Here is a 23912-nt window from a genome sequence, read left to right as displayed (position 1 = left end):
TGAAATTCGGTTATAGCAATTTTTCAGCCACATAAGTCGCTTCCTCACTTTGTATAGATAAATAGTTCCTCATTTATTGTGAAAATATATATATAACTGATAATCAGTGTTAAAATATTTATTCTGTGAAGGGCTTTGTGCAATTCGGTGCCTGTTGGCATCCTCATCTTAGTAAGTTGCCTTTCTCTTTCGTTCTAGCCCTATGCGCTCCTTCCTGCTCTGCCTCTTCGCCCTACTGATGCTGCTCACCCCTGGTTCTTCGCAAACGACGCCGCCCGGCAGTCCCGAGGGGCCTAATGCCGCCGTCTGGCTAAAAATTGACCAACTGCTGGCTAAGGGGCAGACGGCCTCGGCCGCCAAGCTGCTGGAGCCGCTCTATCAGCAGGCGCGCCGCCGGCCCCAGGCCGCACCCGAATACGTGCGCACGCTGCTTTACAAGCTGCGGCTGCTCGAAAACAAGGAGGAAGAGGCCGATGTAAAAAGCATTGCGCTGCTGGAGGCCGACCTGCAAACGGCGCAGTTTCCGGCCCGGCCGGTGCTCCACAGCCTGCTGGCCCAGCTCTACACCCACTATTATCAGCAACACCGCTATCAGCTGTACAGCCGCACCAACGCCGCCCGCCCCGACACGGCCGACCAGAGCCGCGCCGACCTGCGCACCTGGGGCGCCGCCCGCCTCGGGGCCGCCGTGGTGGAGCACTACCGGGCCTCGGTGGCCGATGAGCCCCGGCGCCAGCAGCAGCTCCGGCTGTCCGAATTAGGCTACCTCAGCCGCGGGGCCGATGCTGCCGGCCGCGCCCGCCGCCCCACGCTGTATGATTTGCTGGCTTTCCGGGCCGTGGAGGGCCTGGGCAACGACGAGCTATACATCACCCGGCCCGCCCAGCAGTTCCGCCTGACTGACCCCCAACTGTTCGGCCCCGCCGCCGAGTTTGTTCGTCTGAAGCTGGAAGCCCCGGCCGCCGACTCGCTCAACGGCCAGTTTCATGCCCTGCAGGTGTTGCAGCAGCTGCTGGCCTTCCGCCTCCAAACTGCCACCACAGCCCCCGAGGCCCTGGCCGACGCCGATTTGCAGCGCCTGGAGTTCGTGCAGCAGCACGCCACGCTGGAAAACAAAACCGCGCTATACCGCGCCGCCCTCCGGCGGGCTGCCGATGCCTACCAGGCTACGCCGGTGGCCGCCGAGTTTGGTGCCGCCGAGGCCGCCAGCTGGCAGCAGGACGACCCCTCCAAAGCCCACGCGCTGGCGTTGGCCGTAGAGCAGCGGTTTCCTAAAACACGCGGGGCCGGGCAGGCAGCAGTTTTGCGCCAGGAGTTGGAGCGCGTAGAAATCGGCTTTACCACCGAGGACGTGCTGCTGCCCAATCAGCCCTGGCTGCTGCAGCTGACCGTGCGCAATGCCCCGCGCCTGTACGCCACGGCCTACCGCCTGAGCGCGGCTCAGCAGCTGCGGCAGCTGGAGCAGCCCGAGCTGTACCAGAACAAGACCCTGCAGCAGCGCTACGCCCGCGCCCTGGCCGCCAAGCCCGCCGCCACCTGGACGCTGGACGTGCCCGGCCCGGCCGATTTTCGCAGCCATACGGTGCAGCAGGCCGGCCCCTCCTTGCCGCTGGGCCGCTACCTCATCGTGCTCAGCACCACGCCCACCAACCCCACTAAAGAGCAGCCCGGCATCGTGACGGCCTTTGGTGAGGTGCCGGTAAGCGAGCTGAGCCACCTGCGCCGCAGTGCTGCTAACACCGATGGGCCCGAGCTGCTGGTGCTGCACCGCCAGACCGGCGCGCCGCTGGCGGGCGTACGAGTGCTGCCGTTTTTTCAATTTTATAACCAAGCCAAGCGCCAGTACGAGCAGCGGCGCGGCGCGGCGCAAACCACCAGCTCCGAAGGCATTGCGCAGGTTCCGGTTGAGATAAAAACGGGCCAGAACACGCAACTGCGGGCGGCGCTGCTTACGCAGGGCCCCGACTCGCTGCTGATGACCGAAGGCCACGGCTACTATGGCGCACGCCGTGACCTGAACGACGACGAGGACGATTCGGAAAGCACCACCTTCCTGTACACCGACCGGGCCATTTACCGGCCCGGGCAAACCATCTATTTCAAAGGAATTGTTGCCGAAAAGCGCAAGGGCCAGGCACGGGTGCTGGCCGATTTCAAGGAGACGGTGGAGCTGCATGACGTGAACGGGCAGGTAGTGCAGCGGGCCGAATTCCAAACCAATAAATTCGGCTCCTTCCATGGCTCCTTCGTGCTGCCCACCGGCTTGCTGAACGGCCAGATGAGCCTAGTGGCCAGTGCGGCGGACGACCCGCGGAATGCATATTTCTCCGTCGAGGACTACAAGCGGCCCACGTTCCGGGTGGCGCTGGCGCCGGTGCAGGGCACGCCCGTGCTGGGGCAGCCCGTCACGGTGCGCGGCACGGCTACGGCCTACGCCGGCCAGCCCGTCGATGGCGCCACGGTGCAGTACCGGGTGGTGCGGCGCACGTTCTGGCCCTGGTTTGGGCGCGGCTTTTACGGCGGCGGTGGCCCGGCCGAGCAGGAAATTACCAGCGGCACGGCCCGTACCGATTCGGCTGGCGGCTTCGCCATTACGTTCGTAGCGCAGGCTGATGAAAACAGTCCTGGTGGCAAGCGTGGCCCCGGCGGGCCGGGCTACGTGTTCGAGGTAACGGCCGATGTGACGGACGCAGCCGGCGAAACCCGCAGCGGCCAGCAGCGCATCAGCCTCGGTGCCGCGGCCCTCACGCTACGCCTGCAGCTGCCCGCGCTGCTCAACCGCGCCGAGCTGCCAGCAACAACTGAGTTGCAGCTGTTGAGCACCAACGCCACCGGCGAGGCGTTGCCCGCCACGGGCGAGCTGCACCTGTACCGCCTCACGCCGCCCGCCACCGCCTTTCGGCCGCGTGCGTGGCCGCGGCCCGAGCGTGAGGGCCTGAGCCGCGAGGAGTTTCGCCGCCAGTTTCCGCTTGATGCTTACGCTCTGGAAGACAACGACAGCACCTGGGCCCGCACGCTGGTAGCCACGCTGCCCTTCAATACCGAAAAAACGCCTCAGCTACCCGAACTGGCCGCCCAGTTGGCCCGTCAGGAGCCCGGCCGCTATTTGCTCGAAGCCACCGCGGCGCCCGCCAAACCGGGCCAGCCGACTGCTAAAGCCGAGCAGTTCTTCACCCTTTTCGACCCGGCCGCCGCCCGGCTGCCAGTGCCCACCACCGATTGGTTTGTGGCCCTGCAGGACAGCGTGCGGCCCGGCGGCGTGGCCCGCTTTCTGGTGGGCAGCTCGCTGGCCGGCGCCCGCGTGCTGCTGGCTGCCGAAGCCAACGGCCGGCCGCTGCGCTCGGAGTGGCTGACGCTGCGCGCTGGCGAACAGCGCGTGGTGGAGGTGCCCGTGCCCGCCGCACTGGGCGAGGGCCAGCTCTACGTGCACTTCACGCAGGTAGGCGACAACCGCCTCTACACCCACACGGCCCCGGTACAAGTGGCCGAACCGCCCGCCCCGCTGCTGCTCGATATTGCCACGTTCCGCGACAAGCTGCAGCCCGGCCAGCAGGAAACCTGGCGCGTTACCATCAAGCAAACCAACGGCAAGCCCGCCGACGCCGAGCTGCTGGCCACGCTCTACGACCAGTCGCTCGACGTGTTCCGGACCCATAATTTCCAGCCATTGACGCTGCCAGAACGATTTTACGCGGCTATTCTGGCCTGGCAGGGGCGTTTTGGTACAGAAGAAGGGCAGGAACTGTTTGATACGCAGCCGCATGGCGAGTCGCCCGACGAAGTGGAGTACCCGCACCTGAATATGTGGGGCTATCTGAGGGAGGATGCTGTTGCGCGGCGCAGTAGAGGAACGCTTCGCATGAATGTGGCGATGAGTGCCGATAGCAAGCAGCTAAGTGAAGTAGTTGTGACGGGGTATGCCGAGGCGGCCGATATGGCGGCGCCTGCACCAATGGCCAGCGCGCTTGCCGGAAAAGTGGCCGGAGTTCAAATAGAAGAAACCAGTGCAGAGCAAGGCCAGTCGGCGTCCCGGCCCGACCTAAGCCAGGTGCAGGCCCGCACCGACTTCCGCGAAACGGCCTTCTGGCTGCCCGCATTGCGTACCAATGCCCAGGGCGAAACTGTGCTCGAATTCCAGATGCCTGAGGCCGTGACGCGCTGGCAGCTGCTGGCCCTGGCCCACGACCGGCAGCTGCGCACCGGCCAGCTGCGCCGCGAGCTGGTGACGCAAAAGAAGCTGCAAATCACGGCCAACGCGCCGCGCTTCTTCCGCGAAGGCGACCAGCTCATCTTTCAGGCCAAGCTTAGCAACCTCACCGCCGAAGTTCTGACCGGCACCGCCCAGATTTTCCTGCTCGACGCCCGCACCCAGCAGCCCCTCGAAGCCCGGCTGCTGCAAAGTCCTGCCCAACTCGCCTTCAACCTGCCTGCCAACCAAAGCCAGGCCTTGAGCTGGAGCCTCACCCTGCCCGAAACTGCCGAGGGCCAGATGCCTTTGGAGGCCGTAACCTACAAGGTGGTAGCTAAAGGTCAATTAGTAATTAATAATGAAGAATTAAGAATTAAGGGCCGCAAGGCTCGCAAGGAGGCCAAAAACCAGAAACCAGAAACCAGAAACCAAACAACTGTCGAGGATGGCGAGCAGAACACGCTGCCGGTGCTACCCAACCGGCTGCTGATTACCGAGAGCCTGCCGCTGCCGATTGTGGGGCCGGCCACCCGCGAGTTCGAGCTGCAGAAGCTGACCAGCACCACCTCGGCCACCCGGCGCAACTACTCGCTCACGCTGGAAATGACGCCCAACCCGGCCTGGTACGCCGTGCAGGCGCTGCCCTACCTGATGGAGTACCCCTACGAGTGCTCCGAGCAGGTGTTCAGCCGCCTCTACGCCAACCTGCTGGCCGCCAAAATTCTGCAAAGCAGCCCGGCCCTGCGCACCACGCTGGCCGAGTGGCAGCGCGCCGCCCAGGCCGGCGACCAAGCGGCCCTGAGCAGCAAGCTGGAGCAGAACCAGGAGCTCAAAAACCTGCTGCTCCAGGAAACGCCCTGGCTGCGCGACGCCCAGAGCGAAACCGAGCGCATGCGCCGCCTCGCCGAGCTGTTCGATGAGCCTCGCCTGAAAGCCGAAACTGCCCGCGCCCTGGCCAAGCTACGCCAGCAGCAACTCCCCGACGGTGCTTTCCCGTGGTTTGAAAAGATGCCCGCCGACCGCTACATCACCCAGCTTATTGTGGCCGGCTTCGGCAAGCTGCAACGCCTGGGCGCATTCGATGCCATGCAGGACGAGCAGGCCCGCCCGCTGCTGCAAAATGCGCTGGCCTACCTCGATGGCGAGCTGCAGCAGGATTACGCCCGTTTGTGCAAGCAGCCCAAGGTCGATTTGAAGGCCGACCACCTGAACGATGTGCAGATTCAGGCCCTGTACGCTCGCAGCTTCTGGCCGGCCGTAGTCGTGCCCAAGGCAGCCCAGCCGGCTTGGGCGTACTACCAGCAACAGGCTGCCACCTACTGGCCCGGCCGCACCCGCTACCTGCAGGCCCAGACGGCGCTGGCCCTGCACCGGGCCAAAACGCAGTCCGCCGCCGTGGGTCAAATCATGACTGCGCTCAGCGAAAACGCCCTCCACAGCCCTGAGCTGGGGATGTACTGGAAAGACGTGCGCCCCGGTTACTACTGGCGCGAGGCCCCCACCGAAACCCAGGCCACACTCATCGAAGCCTACGACGAAATCAAAAACGACCAGCGGGCCGTGGATGAACTAAAGCTCTGGCTGCTCAAGCAAAAGCAGGTGCAGAACTGGGCCAGCACCCGCGCCACCGCCGACGCCTGCTACGCCCTGCTGCTGCGCGGCTCCGACTGGCTGAAGCCCGCCGCCGAGCCGCTCACGGTAACGGTAGGCGGCCAGCCCGCCCAGCCCACGAGCCAGCAGGCCGGCACCGGCTACTACAAAATCAGCTGGCCCGCCACTGAAATCAAGCCCGCCCAGGGCCGCGTAACGGTGCGCAAGCCCGATGCCGGGGTGGCCTGGGGCGCTCTGTACTGGCAGTATTTCGAGCAGCTTGATAAGGTAACGCCCGCCGCTACCGGCTTGCAGCTGGAGCGCCGCCTCTACCGCGAGCAGCGCACCGCCGCCGGCCCCGTGCTGGAGCCCCTCACACCCGCCGCGCCGCTACGGGTGGGCGACGTGCTGGTGGTGCGCCTGATACTGTGCGCCGACCGCGACCTGGAGTACGTGCATCTCAAGGACCAGCGCGCCGCCGGCCTGGAGCTCATCGCCCAGACCAGCGGCTACCGCTACCAAAGCGGCCTGGGCTACTACGAGAGCCCCCGCGACGCGGCTACCAACTTTTTCATCAGCTATTTTCCCAAGGGTACCCATACCTTCGAGTACCGGCTGCGGGCGGCGCAGGCGGGCAATTTCAGCGGCGGCCTCTCGCAGCTGCAGTGCCTCTACGCGCCCGAATTCACCACCCACTCGGCCGGTACGCGGGTAAGTATTGCCGGGCAGAAATAGCGCGAACCGGAAGCCTGGCCTACCGCGGGCAAGGCTTCCGGTAGCGGGTTGATGCAGATAATAGTTGCGCTTTGGGTGGTAGGATTTTTTTTCGCCGCTTACATTCCGCTAAGCCCTATTCCGGCCTGAACTCAGCCCGAACTCGGTCGGCGGGGTTGAGTTTGGCCAACTCAGGCCGTACCTTTGCCCCTCGTTTACTGAAGGAAAAAGAGAAAAGCTGATGCGTAAACTACTTGTGCTACTCCCCGCGCTGCTACTGGCCGGCGCCCCCGCCTGGGCCCAGGACGATGCCAAAGCGGCCGCTACGATTACCCCCACCAGCCTGCCCGGCGAAGAAGACCTGTCGGCCCAGGAGCGCGCCGAGCGCGACTTTCTGATGCCCGTACGCCGCAAGCGGGCCGCCGCCATCGAAGCCGTAGAAGAGAAGGCCCGCGCCGCCGAAGCTGCGGCTGAGGCCGCTGCCAAAGCCGCCCACCTGGCTGCGCAGGTCGAAGCCGAAAAAACCACCCCGGCCACCCCCGCGCCGGCCCCCGCCGAGGAGCGTAAAACCGTTATCAAACGCAAAACCGGCCGCCGCTAATAGAATCCAGCCTATAAAAAAGAGCCGTTTCGCACCCGCGAAACGGCTCTTTTTTATAGGCTACCATAGCAAGGCAACTGGGCCGGCTGCTGTTTACGCCTCTTGGGGCATCAGGCGCACCACCAGCCCATCAATGCGCGGATTGAGGCGAATCTGGCAGGAAAGGCGGCTGCCCTGGGTCATCACGGGCAGGCTTTCGAGCATGGCCAGTTCATCGTCGGAGGGCTCGGGCAGTTCGGGGCCGGCCAGCACTTCTACGTGGCAGGTGCCGCAGAGCGCCATCCCGCCGCAGGTGGCCTGAATGTCGTAGCCATCGGCCTTCATGAGTTCCATCAAGCTCAGCCCCATGTCGGTAGGGCCTACAATTTCGTGGCGGTGGCCGGGAGACTCCTCCACGTACACCCGTACTTCGTCAGACATGTTGTAAGCTTCAGGCTTCAAGCCACAAGCTACAAGCTTCAGGCGTCCGGATTGGGGTCGAACATGCTTGCAGCTTGAGGCTTGTAGCTTGCAGCTACATTTTAAAGAGTAGGTACCCCGTTTACGGTGGTGTACTTGAGGGTGTATTTTTTGTCGGGGTAGATGTACTTGAACGCGCCCTGGCACATGAGAGCGGCCTCGTGGAAGCCGCACAAAATCAGCTTCAGCTTGCCGGGGTAGGTGTTGATGTCGCCGATGGCGTAGATGCCGGGTACGGAAGTCGAGTAGTCGACGGTATTCACTTCTACCGCATTTTCGTCGATGCCCAGGCCCCACTCGCCAATCGGGCCGAGCTTGGGCGTGAGGCCGAACAGCGGAATAAACGAATCTACCTCCACCTGCTTGGCCTCGCCGCCGTTGGCCGTGATGGTTACGGCATTCAGGCGGCCGTTGCCGTGCACGTGGGTCACGTTGGAGCTGAGCACCAGGTTCACCTTGCCGGCCTCGTGCAGCTTCTGCACCTTCTCGGCCGAATCGGCGGCGCCGCGGAACGTGGTGCCGCGGTGCACCAGCGTTACCTCCTTAGCCACATTAGCCAGGAAAATCGTCCAGTCGAGGGCCGAGTCGCCACCGCCGGCAATTACCAGGCGCTGGTCGCGGAACGTTTCGGGGTCGCGCACCATGTAATGCACGCCCTTGCCGTTCTCGAAGTTGGTCAGCTCGTCGATGGCCGGCTTGCGGGGCTCGAACGAACCCAGGCCGCCGGCAATGGCCACGGCTTTGCAGCTGATTTCGGTGCCGTCGGTGGTTTTCAACTCAAACGAGCCGTCATCGAGCTTGCGGAACTCCTCCACCCGCTCGCCGAGCGTGAAGGTGGGGTGGAAGGGCTCAATCTGGCGCATCAGGTTGGTTACCAGGTCGCCGGCCAGAATCTCGGGGAAGCCCGGAATGTCGTAAATCGGCTTCTTGGGGTAGATTTCCGACAGCTGCCCGCCCACCTGCGGCAGGGCATCGACAACGTGGCAGCGCAGCTTCAGCAGCCCGGCCTCAAAAACGGCAAACAGCCCCACCGGGCCCGCCCCGATAATGCAGATATCGGTCGAAATGGAATTGGTCATGGAGTAAGCGAAAGATAAGCCATACGGCCCCATCGGGGCCGCACGCATAACAACAAAACCGGCCAAATCGTTGGCCGAAAGGCCCGGCAACTGCCGAAGCCGGGCGCTACGCGGCCGCAAAGATACGCAGCCCGTCCGCCTAAAGCCTACCGCAACAGCCAAGTATCCGGCATCAGGCCCCGGCCTGCTGCGCCCTGCAGCCCACAGCTGCCAAAATACACTGGTACCGCGGCTGGCAAACAGGTGGGCCGATGAACAAAAAAACGCCCTCAGCGCAATGCCGAGGGCGTTTTATGTGGTCACGTAAGGAGTCGAACCTTAAACCTTCTGATTCGTAGTCAGATGCTCTATCCAGTTGAGCTACGCAACCATTTTACCGTTGTGCGGATGCGTTTATCCGTTTTGGTTGTGCAAAGATAGCAGCTAAAATTCGGGCCCCGCAAACCGGCAGGCAAAAAAAGTGTGCTGTCAGCCTGCAAACGGCTGAATAGCAGTCCGATTTTTTTTATTCCGCTGCCTCGCCGCGCTGTAAAGTCCGCTTCAGGGCCCGCGTGAACACGAAATACAGGCCGAAAGCCGATACGGCCAGCAGCGTTACCACCAGTACCTTGCCCGCCGTGCCCGTATCGGGGCTCTGGATGAGTTGCAGCACATCCTGGGCTTTGGTGCCGAGCCAGTAGAAAAACAGCGTGCGGGGCAGCATCCCGATAACCGAGGCCGTCAGAAACTGCCGCTTCGGCACGCCCATCACCGTTAGGATAAACGTGATGAGGGCGAAGGGCAGCACCGGCGAGAGACGCGTGAGCAGTACCAGCCGCCAGCTGTCGGCGCGCATTTCGCCCATTACGGCGTGCGCCTTCGGAAACTGCTCCAGCAGCCGGATGAGCTTGCCCTTGTCGAGGCTGCGGGCGATGAGGTAGCCCCCGTAGGCGGCCAGCATATAGGTCAGCAACATGCCCGGGAAACCTTCCCAGCCGAAGAAAAAGGCCGTTACCAGCACAACCACCGTGGTATGGGTGAGCGAAAGGGTCATAGTGGCAGCTACTATCACGAAGTAGAGCACCATCAGGCCCAGGCTGGGGTTGCGCAGCCAGTGCTGGTTTTCGTGCAGCGTCCAGGTCAGCACGCTGTCGCCGATGATAGGCAGCACCGTGAGCAGCACCAGCGCCGTGAGGGTGGATTTATTCTGGGAAAAGAGGGTTTTCAGAAACGACATAGACGAAAGCAGCAACGAAGCCGGCCAGCTCAGGCAGGAGCGGCCCGCCGCTAAGAACGTAAGAACGGCACCAATGGCTGAGCCACGCCCGCCGGCGCCCGGCCCAAAGGGCACTCCGCCAAAGCCTCGTACCTTTGGCGGGCAACTGATTTTCCACCTGCTTACCGCTTGCTGCCAATGAAATTCGGAACCAAGGCCATCCATGCCGGCGTGCATCCCGACCCCGCTACCGGGGCCATCATGACGCCGATTTATCAGACTTCCACCTACGTTCAGACCTCGCCCGGCCAGAACAAAGGCTACGAATACTCGCGCACCCACAACCCCACCCGCACCCAGCTTCAGGACGCGCTGGCCGCTCTCGACAACGGCCGGCAGGGCCTGGCCTTCGCCTCGGGCATGGCCGCCATCGACTGCGTGATGAAGCTGCTCAAGCCCGGCGACGAGGTTGTCTGCACCGACGACCTGTACGGCGGCTCCTACCGGCTCTTCACGAAGGTATACGCGCCCTACGGCATCAACTTCCAGTTTGTGCCCATGCACGACATGGCGGCCGTTGAGGCGGCCGTAACCGAGCGCACGAAGCTGATTTGGGTGGAAACGCCCAGCAATCCGCTGCTCAACATCATCGATATTGCCGCTGCAGCGGCCGTGGCCAAAAAGGCCGGCGCGCTGCTGGCCGTCGATAACACCTTCTCGACGCCCTACCTGCAGACCCCGCTCGAACTGGGCGCCGACATCGTGGTGTACTCGCTTACTAAGTACATGGGCGGCCACTCCGACGTGGTGATGGGCGCGCTGGTGATGGACAACGAGGAGCTGGCCGATCAGCTGGCGTTCTACCAGAACTCGTGCGGCGGCACACCCGGCCCCCAGGATTGCTTCCTGGTGCTGCGGGGCCTCAAAACCCTGCACGTGCGCATGCAACGCCACTGCGAAAACGGCCGCCGCGTGGCCGAGTACCTGCAGCAGCACCCCAAAGTGGGCAAGGTGTACTGGCCCGGCCTCTCAACCCACCCCAACCGCGCCATTGCCGCCAAGCAAATGCGCGACTTTGGCGGCATGGTGTCGTTTGTGCTGAAAGGTGACGAGCAGGCCGACGCCATTGCCGTGCTCGAAAAGCTCCAGCTCTTCACACTGGCCGAAAGCCTGGGCGGCGTCGAAAGCCTCTCGGGCCACCCCGCTACTATGACGCACGCCAGCATCCCGGCCGAGCAGCGCCGCAAGTCCGGCCTGTCCGACTCGCTGATCCGCCTCAGCGTGGGCATCGAAGACATCGAGGACCTGCTGGCCGATTTAAAGCAGGCCATCGGATAATGAGTGCTTCGGTGAATGAGTGAGCTGATTATTATGGTCAGTAGCCCCGGCGGGGCGACACATCGGTAATAAATCATCCTGCATACTATAGACGAAGCCCCAGCGGGGCGACACAACCGGTTCAACGGTTGGTGTCGCCCCGCTGGGGCTTTGCTGTTCTGTACTATTGCTTGCTACCGATATGTCGCCCCTCCGGGGCTGACACCCTCACCTATTCCCATATGGCTACTTGCCCGCCGAATTCGAGTCGAGAATTTTGAACAGCTCGTTGAGCTTGGGCGTGAGGATGATTTCGGTGCGGCGGTTGAGGGCTTTGCTTTCGGCCGTGGTGTTGGGAGCCACGGGCACGTACTGCGAGCGGCCCGAGGCCGTCACGCGCTCGGGGGCCACGCCGCCGGCCGTGAGCAGGCGGGCAATTTCGGTGGCCCGCAGCACGCTCAGGTCCCAGTTATCGGTCATCGAGCCCACGGCCCGGCTGAAGGGCACGTTGTCGGTGTGGCCTTCCACTACCACGTTCACGTCGGGCTGCTGCTGGAGCAGGGTGGCCAACTGGCGCAGGGCCTCCTGGCCCTTGGGGTCGACTTTGGTCGAGCCGGTTTTGAACAGCAGCTGCTCGGAAAGCGACACGTACACCTTGCCGTTGCGCATTTCTACCTGCAGCTCGGTGCCCTTATAGCCGCGCAGGGCGTTGCTCACGCTGTTCCGGAGCGCGTCCACGGCGCGGTCCTTCTCGGCCAGCGCCTTCTGCAGCTCGCCCAGCTTGGCTTCGCGGGCCGTCAGGTCCTGGTTGAGGCGGTCGATGTCGGCGCGGCTCTTTTTCAGGCTCTGGTCCAGCTCGCCCAGTTCGGCCTCGCGGCGGGCCAGGTCCTGGGCTACTTTGTTGTAGTCGGTGGTTTTGTTGGCCAGCGTGCGGTCCGAGTTTTTCAGCAGCCGGTCGTAGCTGTCGGTGAGCTGGTCGTAGAGCTGGCGGGTGCGGGCCAAGTTGCGGCCGGTTTCGGTCGAGTCGTCGGTGAGACGGCGGTTCTGCAGGCGCAGCCGGCTCAGCTCCTCCGAGGCCTTCTGCAGCTCGGCTACGGCCTTCCGGTTCTGGCGCTCGGCCTCGGTTTTGGCCTGCTCGGTGCTGGCCTGGCGGGCGCGCAAATCGTCGTATTTCTTGGAGGCCACGCAGCCGGGCAGGGCCGCAGAAGCCAGCAGGGCGCCCAAAACCAGGGCGGCAGGGGAGAGGTTTTTCACTTCGAAAGGGAGTCGAATGTCAACGGAAAACTGGGCCGGCCCGGGGGGCGGCTTCCGGCAAGATACAGCCTGTTGGCGGCATCGGCGCCAGACCCGCGGCAAGTCGGCCGCGGGGTGCTTGCTGGCCGGGCGTTTCGCGCTTCTGGATTCCGCCGTAACTTGCACGCCCCAACCCGCGGCCAACCCGGCCAAAGCGGGCCCGAACTTCCTTCTGCCACCACGCCTTTCTGTTCACTATGTCGTCCTGGTTTAATCGCAAAGAAAAAGGCATCGTAACGCCTACCGACCAGAAAAAAGAAACCCCCGACGGCCTCTGGTACAAGTGCCCCGAGTGCAAAACGGTGGCCACCATGGTCGAGCACAAGCGCCTGCTCTCCACCTGCGGCAACTGCGGCTACCACGACCGCATCAGCGCGGCCGAGTATTTCGAGTTTCTGTTTGATGGCGGCCGGTTCGAGGAGCTCGACGCCGACATGCACTCGGCCGACCCGTTGCACTTCGTCGATACCAAGCCTTACCCGCAGCGCCTGATTGCCACCGAGAAAAGCACCGGCCTACGCGACGCCGTGCGCACGGCCCACGGCCAGCTCGACGGCCTGGGCCTGGTGGTGGCGGCCATGGATTTCAAGTTTATCGGCGGCTCGATGGGCTCGGTGGTGGGCGAGAAGATTGCCCGCGCCATCGACTACGCCCGCGAGCACCAGCTGCCCTTCCTCATGATTTCGCGTTCGGGCGGCGCCCGCATGATGGAGGCGGGCTTCTCGCTGATGCAGATGGCCAAAACCTCGGCCCGGCTGGCGCTGCTGGCCGAAGCCGGCCTGCCCTACATCTCGCTGCTCACCGACCCCACCACCGGCGGCGTCACGGCCTCGTTCGCCATGCTCGGCGACTTCAATATTGCCGAACCCGGCGCCCTCATCGGCTTTGCCGGCCCGCGCGTTATCAAGGAAACCATTGGTAAAGATTTGCCCAAAGGCTTCCAGAGCGCCGAGTTTGTGCTCGAACACGGCTTCCTCGATTTCATCATCGACCGCAAGCACCTGAAGGGCCGGCTGCACGCGCTGCTCTCGATGCTGCAGCAAAGCAAGGGCGCTGAGCCTGAGCCCGCTTAGGGCGCCGGCCCACCGCCCCGGCTGCCGGCCCCGATTTTCGGCAAGCTTTTTGGAAAGGAGCCCGCCAGATGCGCTACAGGCGTTTCGGGCGGGCTTCCGGCTGTCGGGCCGGCGCTCTACCAAAGGCCGGGTATAGATAAGCGTCTATATTTGCCGAACTTTTTTTCTCAAACCTAGTAAGTACCTCTGACCAGGTAAACTGACTCTTTCTCTCACCAATCTGTTGAATTTTATGACTTCTCGCACCTCTCTTTACTCGCTGCTCATGGCTTTGGTCATGTTCATGGCTTCCTGCGCTACGTCGCAGCCCCAGGGCGGTCTTTCTGATGCCAATGGTTCCGGCGCCCGCAAAACGGGCATGAGCAAAACCGCAAAAGGTGGCCTGCTGGGCGCCGGCGGTGGTGCCGTAGTAGGCGGCGTACTGGGCCGCGTAATCGGTGGCAAAGGTGGTACGGCTGCCGGCGCTATTATTGGTGCGGCCGTAGGCGGCACGGGCGGCGCCCTCATCGGCCGCAAAATGGACAAGCAGGCCGAAGAACTGCAGCGCGACATGGCTAACGCCAAAGTGGAGCGCGTAGGCGAAGGCATCAAAATCACCTTCGACTCGGGTATCCTGTTCGACACCAACAAGAGCGACCTGCGCGCTGCTTCGATGACCGAAATCCAGAAGATGGCCGAAACGCTGAAGAAGTACCCCGACACCAACATTCTGGTGGAAGGCCACACCGATGCTTCGGGTTCGGACGCCATCAACAACCCTCTGTCGGAGCGTCGCGCTCAGTCGGTAGCCAACTACACCATCGCCCAGGGCGTTGATGCCGGCCGCGTAACCACCAAAGGCTACGGCTCGACCCAGCCGATTGCCGACAACACCACCGAGGCTGGCAAGCAGGCCAACCGCCGCGTAGAAGTAGCCATCTTCGCCAATGAGAAGATGAAGAAGGCTGCTGAAAACGGCACGCTGTAATGAACGCAAACAGGCAGCAATGCCAGCTTTGTTAAGAAAAGCCCCCTCATTCGAGGGGGCTTTTTTTGTGCCCCTTCAGTGCGCTTTCTACCCTGAAAATCGGAAACCGCGCCTGCTACGCGGGATTGAGGCGAAAAATAGCGGGTTCGAAAGTTACCATTGGCGGCATGGCGGCCTCGTGCTGCCGTTGGGCCTAAAGCTGGTGTTCCCAGGATAGGTGCTTGCGCTGCGGTCTGCAACGGGTTAAAGTGGGAAAGCCAGGAGTGCCGGAAAGTACAATTCAAACCTCACCATTCGCTGGAAACTGCCAACCCGCTAGTGGGCGCGGCCGTTAAAACGCTCATCAATGGCCCTCGGCCCACGGCTTGCGCTGCGTGCGCAACTGGTTCGGCCGGGAGGTCATTTTTATCCTTTCCACTAAAACTGACCGACCATGAAAATGATACGCTGGACGTTTATGCTGCTGATTGCAGCCCTGATGATGAGCAGCTGCTCGACTTACCGTGGTGCCAACGATACGGGCAAAGGCGCCATTATTGGCGGCGGTAGCGGTGCCGCGGCCGGTGGCCTGATTGGCGGTGCCAAGGGCGCTATTATTGGTGGCGCCGTAGGTGCCGGCGCCGGCGCTGTAATCGGTAACGAGAAGCAGAAGCGCAAAGATGAGCGCCGTCGGGCCCGCGAGGCCAACAACCCCAACCTGTAAGCGCGCCACCGCTTATTGCCAAGCTGAAAAAAGGAGCGTTTTCCATCCGGAAGGCGCTCCTTTTTTTGGTGGTTGAGTCGTTGCTGACCTAATTGGGCGCAACCCGCCACCCGGCCCGGTGGTACAACCGGCTATGCCTATCGATTACACCGCCCCCGCCGCCGAAAAAACCCGCCAGGACTACGAGGAACTCCAGCGTTTCTATCCGCCCCTGACGCTCGACAAGCCCCGCCGCTCGCCCATGCGTGAGCTGATTTCAACGGTCCTGTCGCACCGCACCACCCACGCCGACGAGGAGCTGGCCTACGACCGGATGCTGGAAACCTTCGGCGACTGGGCCGGGGTGGAGGCGGCCCCGACCGCCGAGCTGGCCCACGCCATCCGCACCACCCGCTGGCCCGATACCCAGGCCCCCCGCATCCAGGAAATTCTGTGCCGCATCAAGGCCGAACGGGGTGAGTTTGCGCTGGACTTTCTGGCCGAGTGGCCCACCGATAAAGCCATGCGGTGGCTGCACGACATGCCCGGCATCGGCCTGAAAACAGCTTCTCTGGTGCTACTCTTCAACTTCCATAAGCCCGTGCTGCCCGTTGATACGCATGTGCACCGCATTGCCCAGCGCGTGGGGATGATTCCGCCCAAAGCCTCGGCCGACAAGGCCCACCAGCTGCTGCTGGCCCAGCTGCCGGCCGATGCGCTGGTGCTGCTCAACTTTCACAAGCACAACTACTGGCACGGCCAGAAGGTGTGCTTTTACGCCAAGCCCGATTGCCCGCGCTGCCCGCTCAAAGGCTTCTGCAACTACTACCTCGAACACTATGGCCCCGCCACCCCTGAGGCCCTGGCCGCCACGCCCAAGCGTTGGGATCTGGCCTGGGGCGAGCTGCAGCATTAAGCGAGCTACAAGCTTCAAGCCGCAAGCTTCGAGTAAGTTCATAAAGTCCGTTACTTGTAGGTCTGAGCTCCAGAACAAAAGCTTGTAGCTTGCAGCTCGAAGCTTGTAGCTCACAACAAGCTTGCAGCTCCCAAAATATGCGTCTGGTTCGTCATCCGGTTCTGTGCAATTACTACGTTACCTACCGGTGCAACGCCAAATGCTCGTTTTGTGACATCTGGGAGAAACCCTCGCCCTACATCACGCTCGACGACGTAACCCAGAACCTGCGCGACTTGAAGCGGCTGGGCGTGTCGGTGGTGGACTTTACGGGGGGCGAGCCGCTGCTGCACCGCCAGATTCATGAGTTTGTGGGGCTGGCCCACGACATGGGCTTCATCACAACGCTGACCACCAACTGCCTGCTCTACCCCAAATACGCCGAGCGGCTGCGCGGCAAGGTGGATATGCTGCATTTCTCGCTCGATTCCAGTGAGAAAGAAGTGCACGACCGGGGCCGGGGCGTGGCCTGCTTCGACTTCGTGCTCGAAAGCATCCGGGTGGCCCGCGAGCTGGGCGAGCGGCCCGACGTGCTTTTCACTGTCTTCCGCCAGAACCTGGCCGACCTGGAGCGGGTGTACGAGCAAATTACGCGGCCCAATAAGCTAGTGCTCATCCTGAACCCCGCCTTCGAGTACGGCGACGTGGAAACCGGTGAGCAGCTGACGACCGAGGAGCTGGACTACCTTTCGGCCTTCGGTAAGCGGCCCGGCGTGTACCTCAACGAGGCCTTCATCCAGCTGCGGCGCGACGGGGGTAACCACGTGGCCGCGCCGGTGTGCCGGGCCGCCTCCACCACGCTGGTCGTGTCGCCCTCCAACGAGCTGGTACTGCCCTGCTACCATCTGGGCGAGCAGAAATTTCCGATTGAGGGCCGGCTGTTCGACCTCTACAATTCGGCCGAAGTAAAGCAGCTGGCCGCCCTTGAAGGCCGCCTGCCCGCCTGCGAAGGCTGCACCATCAACTGCTACATGCAGCCCAGCTTTGCCGTCGAAACCAGCAAATACTTCTGGCAGGCCCTGCCCAGCACCCTCAAATACAACTGGGACAAAGGCACCTGGAAACGGATGCTGGTGAGGTGAGACGGGTGAAATTCGCCTGTCATCCTGAGCGGAGCGAAGGACCTGTATAGAAAGTTTTATCTTGTGTTAGCCTCTGTATAGGTCCTTCGCTCCGCTCAGGATGACAGTATCTTTGTGGTCGCCTGCACCTCAACTCACCATTTCACCACTCACTACTTACCACATGCCGCTCATTCTGCCCGTTCAGGGAAAACACCCGCAACTGGGGCCCGACTGTTTCGTGGCCGATAACGCCACCATTGTGGGCGACGTAACGCTGGGCCGCGCCTGCACCGTGTGGTTCGGGGCCGTGGTGCGCGGCGACGTAAACGCCATCCGCATCGGCGAGCAAACCAACATCCAGGATGGGGCCGTGCTGCACTGCACCTACCAAAAGGCCGACCTGACCATTGGGGCGCGCGTGAGCATCGGCCACCGCGCCATCGTGCACGGCTGCACCGTGGAGGACGATGTGCTGATTGGCATGGGTGCCATCGTGATGGACCATGCGGTGGTGGGCGCGGGCTGCATTGTGGCGGCCGGGGCGGTGGTGCTGGAAAACATGCGCTGCGAGCCGGGCTACCTCTACGCCGGCGTGCCGGCCCGCCGCATTAAGCCCGTTACGGAGCAGCAGCGCGCCAACATCAGCCAGACGGCCGACAACTATGTGCTCTACGCCAGCTGGTTTCAGACCGACGGAGTTCAGCCTGAAAAAGCGCAAGCCGGTGTATAGCCGCTGGCAAGGACAACAACGAAAAAGCGCCTCCCCAAATCAGGGAGGCGCTTTTTCGTTGCTGTTTCTTTGCGAGAAAGTCGGTCGCTACAAGTCCAACATCTCGCCGGCTTCGGCTTCCTGCTCCTGGCCGTTGAGCAGGCGCAGCTGCACCAGCTCGACGGCGCGGCGCGAGCGTTTGAGCACCCGGAACTCGTAGTTGTCGAGCGTGGCCACGTCGCCGACCTCGGGAATGTTGCCGTAGAGCACGTTGAGCAGGCCGCCCACGGTTTCGTAGTCGTCGCCCTCGGGCAGCGGGAAGGGCAGGTGCTCGTTGGCGTCGGGGATGGGCGTGGCGGTGTTGACGCGGTATTCGGTTTCCGATACCTTCTCCACCACCGGCACCTCGTTGTCGTACTCGTCCTGGATTTCGCCCACCAGCTCCTCCATAATGTCCTCAATCGTGACGATGCCCGACACGCCGCCGAACTCGTCCGAAACGATGGCCATGTGCATGTGCTTGCGCTGGAACTGGCGCAGCAGGCGGTTGATTTTCTTGGTTTCGGGCACGAAGTAGGCCGGCCGGATGATTTTGGCCAGCTCCAGCGTTTCGTGGCGCCGGATAATCTGGAGCAGATCCTTCACGTAGAGCACCCCTACGATGTTGTCGATGTTGGCCTCGTAAACCGGGATGCGCGAGTAGCCTTCGTTGTACACGGCTTCGAGCACAGCATCTTCGGGCGTATTGATTTCGAGGGCCACCAGCTTGGTGCGCGGCACCATAATCTGCTTCACCATCCGGTCGTTGAACTCGAACACGTTTTCGAGCAGCTCGTGCTCCGACTCCTGAATCTCGCCGCTCTGCTTGCTCTGGTCGAGCAGCATGCGCAGCTCCTCACTGGTGTGCACTTCTGTGCCATGCATCGAACCCACGCCAAACATGCGCAGCACGACGTTCGACATCTTGTCGAGCACCCAGATAAGCGGAAAAGTGATGAACGCAAAAGCGCGCAGCGGAATAGCAATGGCCATGCTGGTGCTTTCGGGCTTCGAGATGGCCAGTACCTTGGGGGCCTGCTCGCCGAGCACGATGTGGAGCACCGTGATGAGCGAGAACGACGTGACGATGGACACCTGGTGGACCACCGTCGGTGATACCACGAGGCCAAGCTGCGCAATAACGGCCGTAATAATTTCGGCTACCACGCTTTCACCAATCCAACCCAGGGCCAGCGAAGCCAGCGTAATGCCCAACTGGCAGGCCGACAGGTAGTGGTTCATTTCCTGCAGCATACCCAACAGCAACTGCGCAATGCGGTTGCCGCTCTGCGCCTTGAGCTCGATTTGGGAGATGCGGATCTTGACGAAAGCGAATTCGGCAGCCACAAAAAATCCGTTGGCGGCAACCAGCAGGATAGTCAATAAAATGTTTAAGCCCATAGGTGCGAATGGCAGGCTCAACCGGCCCGGCCATCCATTGTACTGCGAAAGTACGACATTCGCCCCAAGGGGTTGGGTTGAGCCAACGAATGGCGGGCAATTGCAGCCGCCAACGGCGTGGGCGCGGCCGCCGAAACCTGACCGGCGCCCGGCTGTTGCCGTTTCTGCCGACCTTTGCTGCCGGTTCTGCTTTCCGCTCCGCTTTTTATCTGCCCATGATTCGTCGTTTCTTTCTGCTGCCGTTACTGCCGCTGCTGCTGGCCCTGCTGCTGCCTTTGGGCCTGCGGGCGCAGGTGCTGCAGCCCACCACGCTCACCACGGCCCTGAGCCAGCCCACCGCCAAAGTAGGCGAGCAGCTCGACCTGCTCATAAACGCCCGCATCGACCCGACCTGGCACCTGTACGCCACCAACTTCGACCCCGACCTGGGCCCCACGGTATTCAGCCTGAAATTTGCCAAAAACCCCGCCTACGAGCTGGTCGGGCCACCCAAATCGGTGGGCGAAACCAAGCACTACGACAACGTATTTAAGGGCGACGTCACCTACTTCGAGAAAACCGGCCAGATTCGGCAGCGCATCCGGGTGCTGCAGCCCGGCCCGCTTACCATCAAAGCCGAAGCCGAATTCCAGAGCTGCACCGACGTGGACGGCCGCTGCATTCCGGGCGACGCCAGCCTGAGCTTCGGCCCGCTGACGGTAACCGGCGCCGCTGCCGCCGCACCCGTGGCTACGGCCGCGCCCGAAACGCCCGCTGCTACCCCGTCAGCCGCCAAAACCACTACTGAAACCAGCGCTTTGCCCGCAGCCGGCGCCATTTCGGCGGTGGTTACGCCGGTGCAGCCGGACACAACTGCGGCAGCTGCGCCCGCGGTTACGCCCAACGAAACGCCGGATGCCGCCGATGGCAGCGTAGCCATTGTGTCGGCAGGGGCGGGGGCGCCGGCGGCCGATGGGGCCGCGGCAACGGCTAAGGCCGTTGAGTCGGCCGGCGGGCTGTGGGGCTTTGCGTTTGCGGCCTTCGTGTTTGGCCTCGGCGCCTTGCTCACGCCCTGCGTGTTCCCGCTCATTCCGATGACGGTTTCGTTCTTCACCAGCGGCTCCGATAGCCGGCAGCGCGGCATTTTCAAGGCCGCCATCTACGGGCTCAGCATCATCGTCATCTACGTGCTCATTGGCGTGGTAGTGTCGGCGCTGCTGGGCGAAGACGGCCCGAACCTGATTGCCACCCACTGGCTGCCCAACCTGATTTTCTTCGCCGTGTTCGTGGTGTTCGGCCTCTCGTTTCTGGGGCTGTTCGAAATCACGCTGCCCCACAGCATGGTCAACAAGATTGACGCGCAGGCCGACAAAGGCGGCTGGGCCGGCGTGTTCTTTATGGCCCTCACGCTGGTGCTGGTGTCGTTTTCGTGCACCGGGCCCATCGTGGCCACCATTCTGGGCCTGGCGGCGCGGGGCGAGCGGGTGGCGCCGGTGGTGGGCATGCTGGGTTTCTCACTGGCTTTTGCGCTGCCCTTCACGCTGTTTGCCATTTTCCCCACCTGGCTGAAAAGTCTGCCCCGCTCGGGCGGCTGGCTGAACACGGTGAAGGTGACGCTGGGCTTCGTGGAGCTGATGCTGGCCCTCAAGTTCCTGAGCATGGCCGACCTGGCCTACCACTGGAACCTGCTGCCCCGCGACCTGTACCTGGTGCTCTGGATTGCCCTTTCGGGCCTGCTGGGCCTGTATCTGCTGGGCCGCTTCAAGCTCTCCCACGATTCCGACCTGCCCCACCTGAGCGTGGGCCGGCTGCTGATGGCCGTGCTGGCGTTCAGCTTCATGACCTATCTGGTGCCCGGCCTGTTCGGGGCGCCGCTGCCGCTGCTGGCCGGCTACCTGCCGCCCCAGAGCCGCACCGATTTCATGGTAGCCACCGCGGGCATGGCCCCGGCCGGCGCCGTCGAGGCCGTGCCCGTGGCCGGCTGCGAGGCGCCCCGCTACGGCGAGTTTCTGGAGCTGCCCCACGGCCTGCCCGGCTACTTCGACCTGGAGCAGGCCCGGCGCTGCGCGCTGGCCCAGAACAAGCCGCTGTTCATCGACTTCACCGGCCATGCCTGTGTGAACTGCCGCAAGATGGAGGCCACCGTCTGGAGCGACCCGCAGGTGCTGCGCCGCCTGCGCGAAGACTTTGTGGTGGTGGCGCTTTATGTCGATGACAAAACCGAGCTGCCGGCCGGCGAGGCCTACACCTCCGCCCACGATGGCAAGCTGAAAAGTACCATTGGCAAGAAAAACGCCGACCTGCAGGTAACCGGCTTCAACGTGAACGCCCAGCCCTACTACGTGCTGCTCGACCCCAACGCGCCCGCCAACGAAACCGGCGTGCTGGCCCCGCCACTGGGCTACGAACCCGACGCGGCGGCATTTGCCCGCTTCCTCGATGCGGGCCTGGCCCGCTACCGCCAGCGGCTGGCGGGCCGCTGAATCGGGTGCAGCCGGTAAGGCGTAAAATCCAAAAGCTCCCGGCACGCTGCCGGGAGCTTTTATTTTGGAACACCAAGCGGATTTGCCGCTAAAATACCTGACCTTTGCGGCCGGTTTGGCGACTATGGTGCCAGATTTGCGGAAAAGGAGCCCGGCAGGCCAAAATATGGCAAAATGAGAAAAAAAGAAGGCGGCACCCACCCAGATGCCGCCTCTCAATTCAGAACGTACCCACCCAGATACGTCCCGGTATTCCCTTCCCCGCTTAATCCCACCAAATCGTTGTTGCTATATCGGGCAAAGCCTATGCTAACTGCCTCGAATTATGACAAATGTATAAAATACGTCGCTGTAATGAAATAAGATAAGCTATTTTGAATAAAGATTTACACTATTTTTAAACAAAAAGCTGTTTCATTAGAATATACACAATCAAATTTCCTGACAATGGCCCGCAATTACGAACTTGACGACACCGACCGGAAGATACTGGCGCTGCTTATCGATGATGCTAAAACGCCCTATACCGAAATAGCCCGGAAGGTACACGTGTCGGGGGGCACTGTGCACGTGCGCATGGCCCGCCTCGAAGAGCTGGGTATTGTGCAGGGCGCTACGCTCAAAATCGATTACCAGAAGCTGGGCTTTGGCGTCCGGGCTTTCCTGGGTATTTACCTTCAGAAAAGCTCGGTGTACGAGGGCGTAGTGAAGGCACTGCGCGAGATTCCGGAAGTGGTCAGCATTGATTTCACTACCGGCGCCTATGGCATTTTCGCCCGCCTGATTTGCCGCGACACCAACCACCTGCGCGAGGTGCTGCACGAGCAGATTCAACTCATCGACGGCATTGAGCGCACCGAAACGCTCATCTCGCTCGAAGAGGCGTTCAACCGGCCCATCCAGCTGCAGCAAATTCTGGAAGACCACGGCTAGCCGCTGCCGGCCTCGGTGCCAGGGGCCGGGAATAGCGCGGGGGGAAGCCAAAAGAGGATTCTGGCAGGAAAAACGCCCGGATAGTTGCCGATTTATGGTAGCTAATCTATATTTAGTAGCCAGTAACGAGCTTCTTACCCTGGCTGCTTATGCGGATTCGCTACGTTTTTCTCCTGTTTGCTACTGGTGCGGTGCGGCTGGCGCAGGGCCAGAGCATGCCGGCCGTGTACCTCGACAGCCAGAACCGGCCCACCGTGCCCGACAGTGCCACGCACTACCGGGTGGTGGAGCGCCGCAACGAGCTGCTGGGCACGTACGCCATGCGCGAGTTCTCGCTTTCGGGCGAACTGCTGCTCAAGGGTACGCTCTCGGCAATTGAGCCACCGGTGCGCAACGGCCCGCTTATCTGGTACCACCCCGAAGGCAGCCGCGCCGCGCAGGTGCACTACCGCGACGATGAAGCCACCGGCCTGTATGTGGGCTGGTACGAGGATGGCCGCGTGAGCCAGCGCGGCGACTACGTGGCCGGGCAGCGGGTGGGGCGCTGGATATCGGTGCACCGTAATGGCCAGAAACGCTCGGAAGGCCACTACAACGCCGGCCGGCCGGTGGGCGAGTGGCGCTACTACTACGATACGGGCGAGCTAAGCGCCATTGAGATGCCCGACCGCCAGGGCAAGCCGCTGGCGCTGGCCTTTTTCAACAAAGACGGCTCGCCCTTTATGCAGCCCGTGCAGGTGCGCAAGCTGCCGCGGTTTCCGGGCGGCGAGGCGGCATTGCTCAGCTTCGTGGCCCGTAACACTACCTATCCGCGCGAGGTGCGCCGCAAGGGCATTGTGGGCAGTGTGCTGGTAACCTACACCGTGGGCGAGGATGGCCATGTGGGGCAGGTGCGGGTGGCCCAGAGTCTGGCTCCCGAAGCCGACCGCGAGGCCCGGCGCGTGGTAGCCAGCCTGCCGCGCTTCGAGCCCGGCCGCGAATACAACCTGCCCACGGCCATGACCTTTACCATCCCCATCTACTTTGGCCCCGGCTTCTCGCTTGCCTCGGGCCTGAAACCGCCCCAAACGCCGCCCTCCGAAGCCCGCGCCGCCGCCCCCGAAGCCACATTTTGATAGCTGCAAGCCACAAGCTACAAGCGGCAAGCTGACCGCCGGTCATCCTGAGCAAAGCGAAGGACCTTATCACGC

17 protein-coding genes and 1 tRNA gene are annotated in these 23912 nt (G+C 62.6%); 12 read left to right on the top strand and 6 right to left on the bottom strand.

The features are described 5' to 3' along the window. Positions 1-202: 202 nt before the first annotated feature. On the top strand, positions 203-6514 hold the full coding sequence (locus H145_RS20425; protein WP_019947574.1) for an alpha-2-macroglobulin family protein: 6312 nt from the start codon (positions 203-205) through the stop codon (positions 6512-6514). A 220-nt stretch (positions 6515-6734) separates the two neighbouring features. Further along, positions 6735-7094, top strand: coding sequence for a hypothetical protein (locus H145_RS0107755; RefSeq protein ID WP_019947573.1), 360 nt, complete (start codon positions 6735-6737; stop codon positions 7092-7094). A gap of 93 nt (positions 7095-7187) precedes the next feature. Here the strand turns inward: H145_RS0107755 and H145_RS0107750 are convergent, their stop codons facing one another. The 4 genes from H145_RS0107750 to H145_RS0107735 all read right to left on the bottom strand — a co-directional run bounded on the left by H145_RS0107750 (position 7188) and on the right by H145_RS0107735 (position 9848). Continuing rightward, positions 7188-7514 carry a 2Fe-2S iron-sulfur cluster-binding protein gene (locus H145_RS0107750; RefSeq protein ID WP_019947572.1) on the bottom strand — a complete coding sequence of 109 codons (327 nt, stop codon included), beginning with the start codon at positions 7512-7514 and terminating at the stop codon, positions 7188-7190. Positions 7515-7615: 101 nt separating this feature from the next. Further along, complete coding sequence (locus H145_RS0107745; RefSeq protein WP_019947571.1) at positions 7616-8632, bottom strand: NAD(P)/FAD-dependent oxidoreductase; 1017 nt, start codon at positions 8630-8632, stop codon at positions 7616-7618. 296 nt (positions 8633-8928) lie between these two features. Continuing rightward, positions 8929-9002 (bottom strand) — tRNA-Arg (locus tag H145_RS0107740). Positions 9003-9137: 135 nt separating this feature from the next. After that, the gene (locus H145_RS0107735) at positions 9138-9848 is read right to left on the bottom strand and encodes a TVP38/TMEM64 family protein (RefSeq protein ID WP_019947570.1); all 711 of its coding nucleotides are present in this window, start codon (positions 9846-9848) and stop codon (positions 9138-9140) included. Between the two features lie 177 nt (positions 9849-10025). Between H145_RS0107735 and H145_RS0107730 the strand changes: the two genes are divergently transcribed. Further along, on the top strand, positions 10026-11165 hold the full coding sequence (locus H145_RS0107730; RefSeq protein ID WP_019947569.1) for a cystathionine gamma-synthase: 1140 nt from the start codon (positions 10026-10028) through the stop codon (positions 11163-11165). Positions 11166-11390: 225 nt separating this feature from the next. On the opposite strand, the gene H145_RS0107725 is transcribed toward H145_RS0107730, so the two are convergent. Further along, a complete protein-coding gene (locus H145_RS0107725; RefSeq protein ID WP_019947568.1) occupies positions 11391-12398 on the bottom strand; it encodes an OmpA/MotB family protein in 1008 nt (335 codons plus the stop codon). Positions 12399-12634: 236 nt separating this feature from the next. On the opposite strand from H145_RS0107725, the gene accD reads away from it, so the two are divergent. The 6 genes from accD (at position 12635) to H145_RS0107695 (ending at position 17908) form a co-directional block, all read left to right on the top strand. Beyond that, positions 12635-13510 (top strand): acetyl-CoA carboxylase, carboxyltransferase subunit beta, encoded by an 876-nt coding sequence (accD, locus tag H145_RS0107720; protein ID WP_019947567.1) that lies wholly within the window; start codon positions 12635-12637, stop codon positions 13508-13510. Between the two features lie 232 nt (positions 13511-13742). Then, complete coding sequence (locus H145_RS0107715) at positions 13743-14477, top strand: OmpA family protein (RefSeq protein WP_240471671.1); 735 nt, start codon at positions 13743-13745, stop codon at positions 14475-14477. A 433-nt stretch (positions 14478-14910) separates the two neighbouring features. After that, positions 14911-15180, top strand: a complete 270-nt coding sequence (locus H145_RS20420) for a YMGG-like glycine zipper-containing protein (RefSeq protein WP_019947565.1) — start codon at positions 14911-14913, stop codon at positions 15178-15180. Positions 15181-15313: 133 nt separating this feature from the next. Beyond that, a complete protein-coding gene (locus tag H145_RS0107705; protein WP_019947564.1) occupies positions 15314-16075 on the top strand; it encodes an endonuclease III domain-containing protein in 762 nt (253 codons plus the stop codon). A 137-nt stretch (positions 16076-16212) separates the two neighbouring features. Further along, complete coding sequence (locus H145_RS0107700) at positions 16213-17196, top strand: radical SAM protein (protein ID WP_019947563.1); 984 nt, start codon at positions 16213-16215, stop codon at positions 17194-17196. Between the two features lie 163 nt (positions 17197-17359). Continuing rightward, positions 17360-17908 carry a gamma carbonic anhydrase family protein gene (locus H145_RS0107695; RefSeq protein WP_019947562.1) on the top strand — a complete coding sequence of 183 codons (549 nt, stop codon included), beginning with the start codon at positions 17360-17362 and terminating at the stop codon, positions 17906-17908. 87 nt (positions 17909-17995) lie between these two features. On the opposite strand, the gene H145_RS0107690 is transcribed toward H145_RS0107695, so the two are convergent. Further along, the gene (locus H145_RS0107690) at positions 17996-19327 is read right to left on the bottom strand and encodes a hemolysin family protein (protein ID WP_026351342.1); all 1332 of its coding nucleotides are present in this window, start codon (positions 19325-19327) and stop codon (positions 17996-17998) included. A gap of 215 nt (positions 19328-19542) precedes the next feature. Between H145_RS0107690 and H145_RS0107685 the strand changes: the two genes are divergently transcribed. From H145_RS0107685 to H145_RS22660, 3 genes are all read left to right on the top strand, one after another. Next, positions 19543-21789 (top strand): protein-disulfide reductase DsbD family protein, encoded by a 2247-nt coding sequence (locus H145_RS0107685; RefSeq protein WP_019947560.1) that lies wholly within the window; start codon positions 19543-19545, stop codon positions 21787-21789. A 447-nt stretch (positions 21790-22236) separates the two neighbouring features. Then, positions 22237-22722: an AsnC family transcriptional regulator gene (locus H145_RS0107680; RefSeq protein ID WP_019947559.1), complete on the top strand. Its 486-nt coding sequence runs from the start codon at positions 22237-22239 to the stop codon at positions 22720-22722. A gap of 149 nt (positions 22723-22871) precedes the next feature. Beyond that, on the top strand, positions 22872-23837 hold the full coding sequence (locus H145_RS22660) for an energy transducer TonB (protein ID WP_019947558.1): 966 nt from the start codon (positions 22872-22874) through the stop codon (positions 23835-23837). Positions 23838-23912: the final 75 nt, after the last annotated feature.

This window comes from Hymenobacter aerophilus DSM 13606, from assembly GCF_000382225.1.
Lineage (GTDB): Bacteria > Bacteroidota > Bacteroidia > Cytophagales > Hymenobacteraceae > Hymenobacter > Hymenobacter aerophilus.
This window is presented reverse-complemented; position numbering and strand designations above follow the sequence as displayed.